The organism is Hyalangium sp., from assembly GCF_045802625.1.
Classification (GTDB): Bacteria; Myxococcota; Myxococcia; order Myxococcales; family Myxococcaceae; genus Hyalangium.
In genome coordinates this window covers 23,403-30,027 of the sequence record NZ_JBJMQP010000254.1, presented here as the reverse complement: position 1 = coordinate 30,027, position 6,625 = coordinate 23,403, and the positions used below count along the sequence as shown (strand labels likewise).

Here is a 6,625-nt window from a genome sequence, read left to right as displayed (position 1 = left end):
GGAGGGCGAGGACGATCTGGCCAAGGGCAAGTACGACGAGGCGCTCGGCGTGTACCGGCGCGTGGTGCCCTTCCAGCCGGAGAACGGCCGCGCGAAGGCGGGCATGGCCTGGGCGCTGGTCGGGCTGGGCAAGCCGATGGCGGACCGTGTCTGGGGCGTGGCGGTGAGCTCGGACGCGGCGGCGGTGGAGAAGCTGGGCGACACGCTGATGGCCAAGGGTGACGCCAAGGGCGCCAAAGCGCTCTGGGCGAAGCTGCTGGCCACCGTGCCGGACTACCCCAACAAGTCCTCCCTGCAGGCCAAGGCGAGCCAGTAGTCACTCACACGAACCGCGCGGCCAGCAGATCCTGCACGTCCAGCAGGCCCACGGCGCGGCCCTCGGCATCCACCACCGGGAGCTGATCCACCCGGGCCTCGCGCATCTGCGCCGCGGCGGTGAGCACCAGCGTCTCCGGGCTCACGCACCGGGGTCTGCGGCCCATCACCTCGCGCACCGGAACGGTGAAGTCCGTGCGGCCCTGCTCCACCAGCCGGCGCAGGTCTCCATCCGTGAAGATGCCCACCAGCCGCCCCTGCTTGTCCACCACGTTGGTGGCGCCCGGACGGCCCGGCGTCTTCGTCATCACCCCCACGGCCTCGGACAGCTTCGCCGTCTCCCGCACCACGGGGTTGGCCGGGCCGGTGCGCATCACCTCGAAGACGCGCTGCACGGAGCGGCCGAGCTTCCCGCCCGGATGCAGCAACGCATACTCCTCCGTGCCGAAGGTGCGCGAGCGCAGCAGGGTCATCGCCAGCGCGTCGCCCACCGCGTGCAGCGCCGCCGTGGAGGCGGTGGGCACCAGGCCCATGGGGCACGCCTCCTCGATGCGGCCGATGTCCAGCACCACATCCGCGCCCCGGGCCAGTGGGCTCTCCGGCTCGCCGGTGAGGGCGATGACCGGCGTGCCCAGGCGCCGGAACGAGGGCAGCAGCCGCAGCAGCTCCTCGGTGGACCCACTGTTGGACAGGGCCAGGATGACATCCCCCCGGCCCACGCGCCCCAGATCGCCGTGCACGGCCTCGGCGGGGTGGAGGAACACCGAGCGGATGCCCGTGGACGCCAGCGTGGCCGACAGCTTCTGGCCAATGAGGCCCGCCTTGCCCATGCCCGTCACCACCGCCTGCCCCTGGCACTCGCGCAGCAGCCCGAGCGCCCTCAGGAACGAGTCGCCCAGCACCACCCCGAGGATGGCGCCGGCCTCGGCCTGGAGCACGCCCTGAGCGTAGGCGAGGGTGGCCTGCGCCTCCTCGGTCCGGGGCGGAGCGCTGGTGGCGGCGTCACGCCCGGGAAGGGCGCGCAGGCGGGGCTTGTTGGCGGTGGAGCGGCGGGCGCGAGCCATGATCGCCGCTCTTCTACCCTTGGGTCGCGGCGGGCCGCTACCCTTGACGCGGTGCGGGCCATCGGTTACGCGCTCGCACGCTCGGTCCTCGGGCTGGACCGTTCACCCTACACGCAGGTTTTCCCACAAAGGGGACGAGATGAAATTCTTCATCGACACGGCGGACGTTGGAGAGATTCGCAAGGCGTACGACATGGGCTGCGTGGATGGCGTCACCACCAACCCGTCGCTGCTGGCCAAGGTGGGCCGCGGCCTCGAGGAGACCATCAAGGAGATCTGCTCCATCGTGGACGGTCCGGTGAGCGCCGAGTGCGTCTCGCTGGAGGCCCCCGAGCTGATCAAAGAGGGGCGCACGCTGGCGAAGATCCACGACAACGTGGTGGTGAAGGTCCCCATGGGCGTGGAGGGCATGAAGGCCGTCAAGGCGCTCACCTCCGAGGGCATCCGCACCAACGTGACGCTGGTGTTCTCGGCCAACCAGGCGCTCTTGTGCGCCAAGGCGGGGGCCACCTACGTCTCCCCGTTCGTGGGCCGGCTGGACGACATCTCCGAGGATGGGATGGAGCTGATCTCCAACATCATCGAGATCTACCGCAACTACGACTTCACCACGCAGGTGCTGGTGGCCAGCGTGCGCAACCCCATCCACGTGCTCCAGGCGGCGCGCATGGGCGCGGACGTGGCCACGCTGCCCTTCAGCGTCATCAACCAGCTGGCCCAGCACCCGCTCACGGACATCGGCATCAAGAAGTTCCTGGCCGACTGGGAGAAGGTCCCCAAGAAGTAGCCCCCGCGGAGCAGGCGCCCGAGCGGACGTGGCTTCTCATTGGGAAGACTGATTCGCGAGTCAAAGCATGGTAGCTTGGCCGCTGCCGCAGCTCGTCAAAGCGGCACCCTTCTCCCTTCCTTCTTGGATTCGTCGAGGAAATACATGGACTTCCAGCTCACGGACTCTCAGCGCGCCCTCCAGGAGACTGCGCGTAAATACGCTCGCGAGGTCATCCGCCCCAAGGCCGCGCACTACGACGAGACGGCCGAGTTCCCTCGGGAGCTGATCTCCGCCGCGCACGAGCTGGGCCTGATGAACCTGGGCGCTGCCGCGGAGCACGGCGGCTCGGGGCTGACGAAGCTGGAGCAGGTCATTGTCTATGAGGAGCTGGCCTGGGGCTGCGCGGGCGTGGCCACCTCGCTGTATGTGAATGATCTGGCCAACCTGCCCATCCTCCTGGCCGGCACCGAGGAGCAGAAGAGGCGGCTGCTCACGCCCTTCGGCGAGCGCCCCAAGCTGACCGCCTTCTGCCTCACCGAGCCCGCCGCCGGCTCGGACGTGGCCAACATGAGCACCACCGCGCGCCGCGAGGGGGACCACTACGTCCTCAACGGCGCCAAGTGCTTCATCAGCAACGGCGGCTACGCGGAGCAGTTCACCGTGTTCGCCACGCTCGACAAGGGCAAGCGCCACAAGGGCATCACCTGCTTCGTCGTCGAGGGCAAGCCCCCCGGGCTCACCGCCGGCAAGCACGAGAACAAGATGGGGCAGCGCGCCAGCAACACCGTGTCGCTCACCTTCGAGGACGTGCGCGTGCCGGTGGCCAACCGCATCGGCGAGGAGGGCGAGGGCTTCCGCATCGCCATGGAGACGCTGGACAACAGCCGCCCCATCATCGCCAGCTTCTCGGTGGGCATCGCCCGCGCGGCGCTCGAGCACAGCCTGGAGTACAGCGGGCAGCGCCAGACGTTCGGCAAGCCCATCCGCGAGCACCAGGGCATCCAGTTCATGCTCGCGGACATGGCCATGAACATCCAGGCCGCGCGCCTGCTGACGCACCAGAGCGCGTGGCTCTTGGACAGCGGCCAGAAGAACACCCTGGTCTCCAGCTACGCCAAGTGCTTCGCCGCGGACATGGCCATGAAAGTCACCACGGACGCCGTCCAGGTCTACGGCGGCTACGGCTACATCAAGGACTACCCCGTCGAGAAGCTGATGCGCGACGCCAAGCTCATCCAGGTCTACGAGGGCACCAGCCAGGTCCAGCGCATCGTCATCGCTCGGGAACTGTTCAGGTAGAAAAGTAAATCTGCGGCCCCCGGCGGATTCCCGTTGCCCCGGCGGGAGGCGAATGCCTATTACTCCAGGCCGTTCGCGCGGTGCGTCAACATCCCGCGCGCCCAAGGAGAAGGACCGCCGTGAAGATCCTCGTCACCGCCAAGCGCGTGGAAGACCCCGAGTCGAAGATCAAGGTGAAGCCGGATGGCTCGGGCATCGTTCAGGAGGGGCTGAAGTACAAGATCAACCCCTTTGACGAGATTGGCGTGGAAGAAGGCCTGCGCCTCGTCGCCAAGCACACCGGCGAGGTGGTGGTGGTGTCCATCGGCGGCAAGGAGGTGCAGGAGCAGCTCCGGCACGCCCTGGCCATGGGCGCCCACCGCGCGGTGTGGGTGAACCACACCGGCCCGCTGGATCAGCTGGGCATCGCCGGGCTGCTCCAGAAGGTGGTGGAGAAGGAGAAGCCGGACATCGTCGTGCTGGGCAAGCAGTCCATCGACGATGACCAGAACCAGGTGGGCCAGTACCTGGCCGAGTTTCTGGGCTGGAGCCAGGCCACGTTCGCCTCCAAGGTGGAGTCGCTGGAGAGCGAGCAGGAGAAGAACAAGGTGCCCGCGCTGGCGGTGAGCGCCGACGGCAAGACGGTGCGCGTGGTGCGCGAGGTGGACAACGGGCTGGCCACGCTGGAGTGCTCGCTGCCGGCCGTCGTCACCACGGACCTGCGCCTGAACCTGCCGCGCTACGCCAGCCTGCCGGGCATCATGAAGGCCAAGAGCAAGCCCATCGAGGAGCTGACGCCGCAGAAGCTGGGCGTGGACGTCACCCCGAAGATTCAAGTGGTGAAGATGTCGTCTCCGCCCCCGCGCAAGGCGGGCATCAAGGTGCCGGACGTGGCGGCGCTGGTGGACAAGCTGCACAACGAGGCGAAGGTCGTCTAGGCCCGCCCCTTCAACTGCTTCGAGAGACTGGAGTCCAAGATGCCGATCGTCCTCATCGTCGCCGAGCAGCAGCCGGATGGGCACCTGCGCAAGGCCACCCTCAACGCCGTGGGTGCCGGCCGCGCCCTGGCGGAGAAGGCCGGCGCGGAAGTGCACCTGGTGCTGCTGTCCAAGGATCCCTCCAAGGTGGCCGAGGAGCTCAAGGGCCTGGGCGTCAAGGCGGTGCACACCGCCGCCGCGCCCGAGCTCGAGCACTACCTGGCTGAAGTCTATACCCCCGTCATCGCCGGCCTGGCGCAGGAGCTCAAGGCCGACTACGTGGGCATGGCCTCCACCGCCATGGGCAAGGACCTGATGCCCCGCGTGGCCGCGCGCCTGAAGGCCGCCATGGCCACGGATGTGATGGGCTTCAATGGGAGCGGGGCGGAGATCACCTTCACCCGGCCCATGTGGGCGGGCAACGTCTTCGCCGAGGTGAAGCTCACCACGCCGGTGAAGGTGTTCAGCGTGCGCGCCACCGAGTTCCCCGCGGCCCAGGGCGGCCAGCCCGCCGCCGAGGCCAAGAGCTTCACGCCGAAGCTCGAGCCGTCCAAGACGAAGTTCGTCGACTTCAAGGAAGTGAAGAGCGCTCGGCCGGAGCTGACCGAGGCGCGCGTGGTGGTCTCCGGCGGCCGCGGCACCAAGGGCGACTTCAAGGAGATCGAGGCCCTGGCAGACGAGCTGGGCGCCGCGGTGGGCGCCTCCCGCGCGGTGTGTGACGCGGGCTGGGTGCCCAACGACTTGCAGGTGGGCCAGACGGGCAAGGTGGTGGCTCCGTCGCTCTACATCGCCGCGGGCATCAGCGGCGCCATCCAGCACCTGGCCGGCATGAAGAGCTCGAAGACGATCGTCGCCATCAACAAGGATCCCGAGGCCCCCATCTTCCAGGTGGCCGACTACGGGCTGGTGGCGGATCTCTTCAAGGTCCTGCCCGAGCTGCGGCAGGCGCTGAAGGCCCTGAAGTAGAGCCTGGGCCCCGCGAAGGGCCGGGAGCGGAGGGGCGGTCGCGAGAGTGAGTCGCGCCGCCCCTCTGTCGTTGCGGGCTACACGTTGCGGGCTACAGGTTGATGTCCGGCTTGTGCTGGCCGGGCTTCTGGCCGTCCTGCTTCTCGTCCTGGGGCGGCGGGGCGGCCTCGTGCTCGTCCTCGTCCTCATCCGCATCCCCATCCGTCGAGGGAGGCTCGTCCGGGGTGGGGGGCGCCAGCTCGCGGCGCTTGGCGCCTTGGCCGCCATTCACTTTGTCCGTCAGATCGATGGGCTCCTGGCCGGGCACCTCCACCTGGAGCACCTGGTACTCCCACTCCTTGCCGCTCTTGGTGGCCTGGATGTGCAGCACGCCGTCCTTCTTGGAGCCGTGCAGCGGGACGCTGAACTCGGCCGTGCTCTGGCCGTCTCCCATGTGGACGGAGCTCTGCATGCTCCAGGTGCTCTCGATGGGAGGCCCCAGCGTGGCCTGCACCTCCGAGTCCGCCTTGGCGATGTTCAGCGCCTGCTCGTACGGCGTGCTGCTCTTGGCCGAGGCGAAGCCCAAGGCGATGAGCGCCACCGTGAGGCACCCGCACGAGCCGATGAGCCCCAGACACCCCACGGGGGCCGCCCACTTCCAGTTCCGGCTCCACCAGCTGCGCTGCGGCGCCATGTTGCCTTCCGGCGTCATGTCCATACCTCCCAAGGCTGCGCCTCTCCGAGAGCCCGGGCGCGCCCTTGTCATACGCGGTTCCGGGCAAGCCACCCAGAGCCTTGTGGGGGTAGCAAGCGAGGGGCAGGGATTGGTGCCGAAGGAGGGGAGCGGGTAGCATGGCCGCGTACTTCAGAAGCCCCAGGGGGCCCCCAGGCCGGAGGGCGCGCCCCCGAGAGATGGCCGTGGCTGCATTCCTTCCCAAGAACGGACGCGAGCGGCTCGCGGGAGCGGGCGGGGACGTGCTACGCGCGGTGCCTCGGCTGCACCCGGAGGCGGGCCTGCAGCGCGTGTCGGGGAGGCTGATGGCGGCGGGGCCGGACGAGTTCCTGCACACCTTCGAGGATGCACAGGGGCAGGTGTCCGAGGTGGCCGAGCGCATCCTGGAGCTGGTGGACGGGCGCAGGACGGTGGCGGACATCGTGGCGGTGCTGTGTGACGAGTTCGAGGTGGAGCCGGAGGCGTGCCGTCAGGACACGGCCGCCTTCGTGAAACTCCTGGTGGAGAAGAAGGTGCTGGTGCTCGGGCAGTGAAGGCCGGGCCG

General features: G+C 68.8%; 8 protein-coding genes. 6 read left to right on the top strand and 2 right to left on the bottom strand.

The window, feature by feature from the left end; translation table 11 throughout:
* Positions 1 to 316 (top strand): tetratricopeptide repeat protein (locus ACJ8AT_RS39450; RefSeq protein WP_407743158.1); only part of this gene is annotated, 316 nt, incomplete at its 5' end.
* Between the two features lie 4 nt (positions 317 to 320).
* Here ACJ8AT_RS39450 and ACJ8AT_RS39445 read toward each other — a convergent pair.
* The gene (locus tag ACJ8AT_RS39445) at positions 321 to 1,379 is read right to left on the bottom strand and encodes an SIS domain-containing protein (RefSeq protein ID WP_407743157.1); all 1,059 of its coding nucleotides are present in this window, start codon (positions 1,377 to 1,379) and stop codon (positions 321 to 323) included.
* Between the two features lie 139 nt (positions 1,380 to 1,518).
* On the opposite strand from ACJ8AT_RS39445, the gene fsa reads away from it, so the two are divergent.
* From fsa to ACJ8AT_RS39425, 4 genes are all read left to right on the top strand, one after another.
* The gene (gene fsa / locus ACJ8AT_RS39440) at positions 1,519 to 2,166 is read left to right on the top strand and encodes a fructose-6-phosphate aldolase (RefSeq protein WP_407743156.1); all 648 of its coding nucleotides are present in this window, start codon (positions 1,519 to 1,521) and stop codon (positions 2,164 to 2,166) included.
* Positions 2,167 to 2,310: 144 nt separating this feature from the next.
* Positions 2,311 to 3,447 carry an acyl-CoA dehydrogenase family protein gene (locus ACJ8AT_RS39435; protein WP_407743155.1) on the top strand — a complete coding sequence of 379 codons (1,137 nt, stop codon included), beginning with the start codon at positions 2,311 to 2,313 and terminating at the stop codon, positions 3,445 to 3,447.
* Positions 3,448 to 3,566: 119 nt separating this feature from the next.
* The gene (locus ACJ8AT_RS39430; protein WP_407743154.1) at positions 3,567 to 4,364 is read left to right on the top strand and encodes an electron transfer flavoprotein subunit beta/FixA family protein; all 798 of its coding nucleotides are present in this window, start codon (positions 3,567 to 3,569) and stop codon (positions 4,362 to 4,364) included.
* 39 nt (positions 4,365 to 4,403) lie between these two features.
* Entirely contained in the window at positions 4,404 to 5,369 is a 966-nt protein-coding gene (locus ACJ8AT_RS39425; RefSeq protein WP_407743153.1) for an electron transfer flavoprotein subunit alpha/FixB family protein, read from the top strand.
* A gap of 91 nt (positions 5,370 to 5,460) precedes the next feature.
* On the opposite strand, the gene ACJ8AT_RS39420 is transcribed toward ACJ8AT_RS39425, so the two are convergent.
* Entirely contained in the window at positions 5,461 to 6,060 is a 600-nt protein-coding gene (locus tag ACJ8AT_RS39420; protein WP_407743152.1) for a cytochrome c oxidase assembly factor Coa1 family protein, read from the bottom strand.
* 206 nt (positions 6,061 to 6,266) lie between these two features.
* Here ACJ8AT_RS39420 and ACJ8AT_RS39415 point away from each other — a divergent pair, with 206 nt between their 5' ends.
* Positions 6,267 to 6,614, top strand: a complete 348-nt coding sequence (locus tag ACJ8AT_RS39415) for a PqqD family protein (protein ID WP_407743151.1) — start codon at positions 6,267 to 6,269, stop codon at positions 6,612 to 6,614.
* Positions 6,615 to 6,625 lie beyond the last annotated feature (11 nt).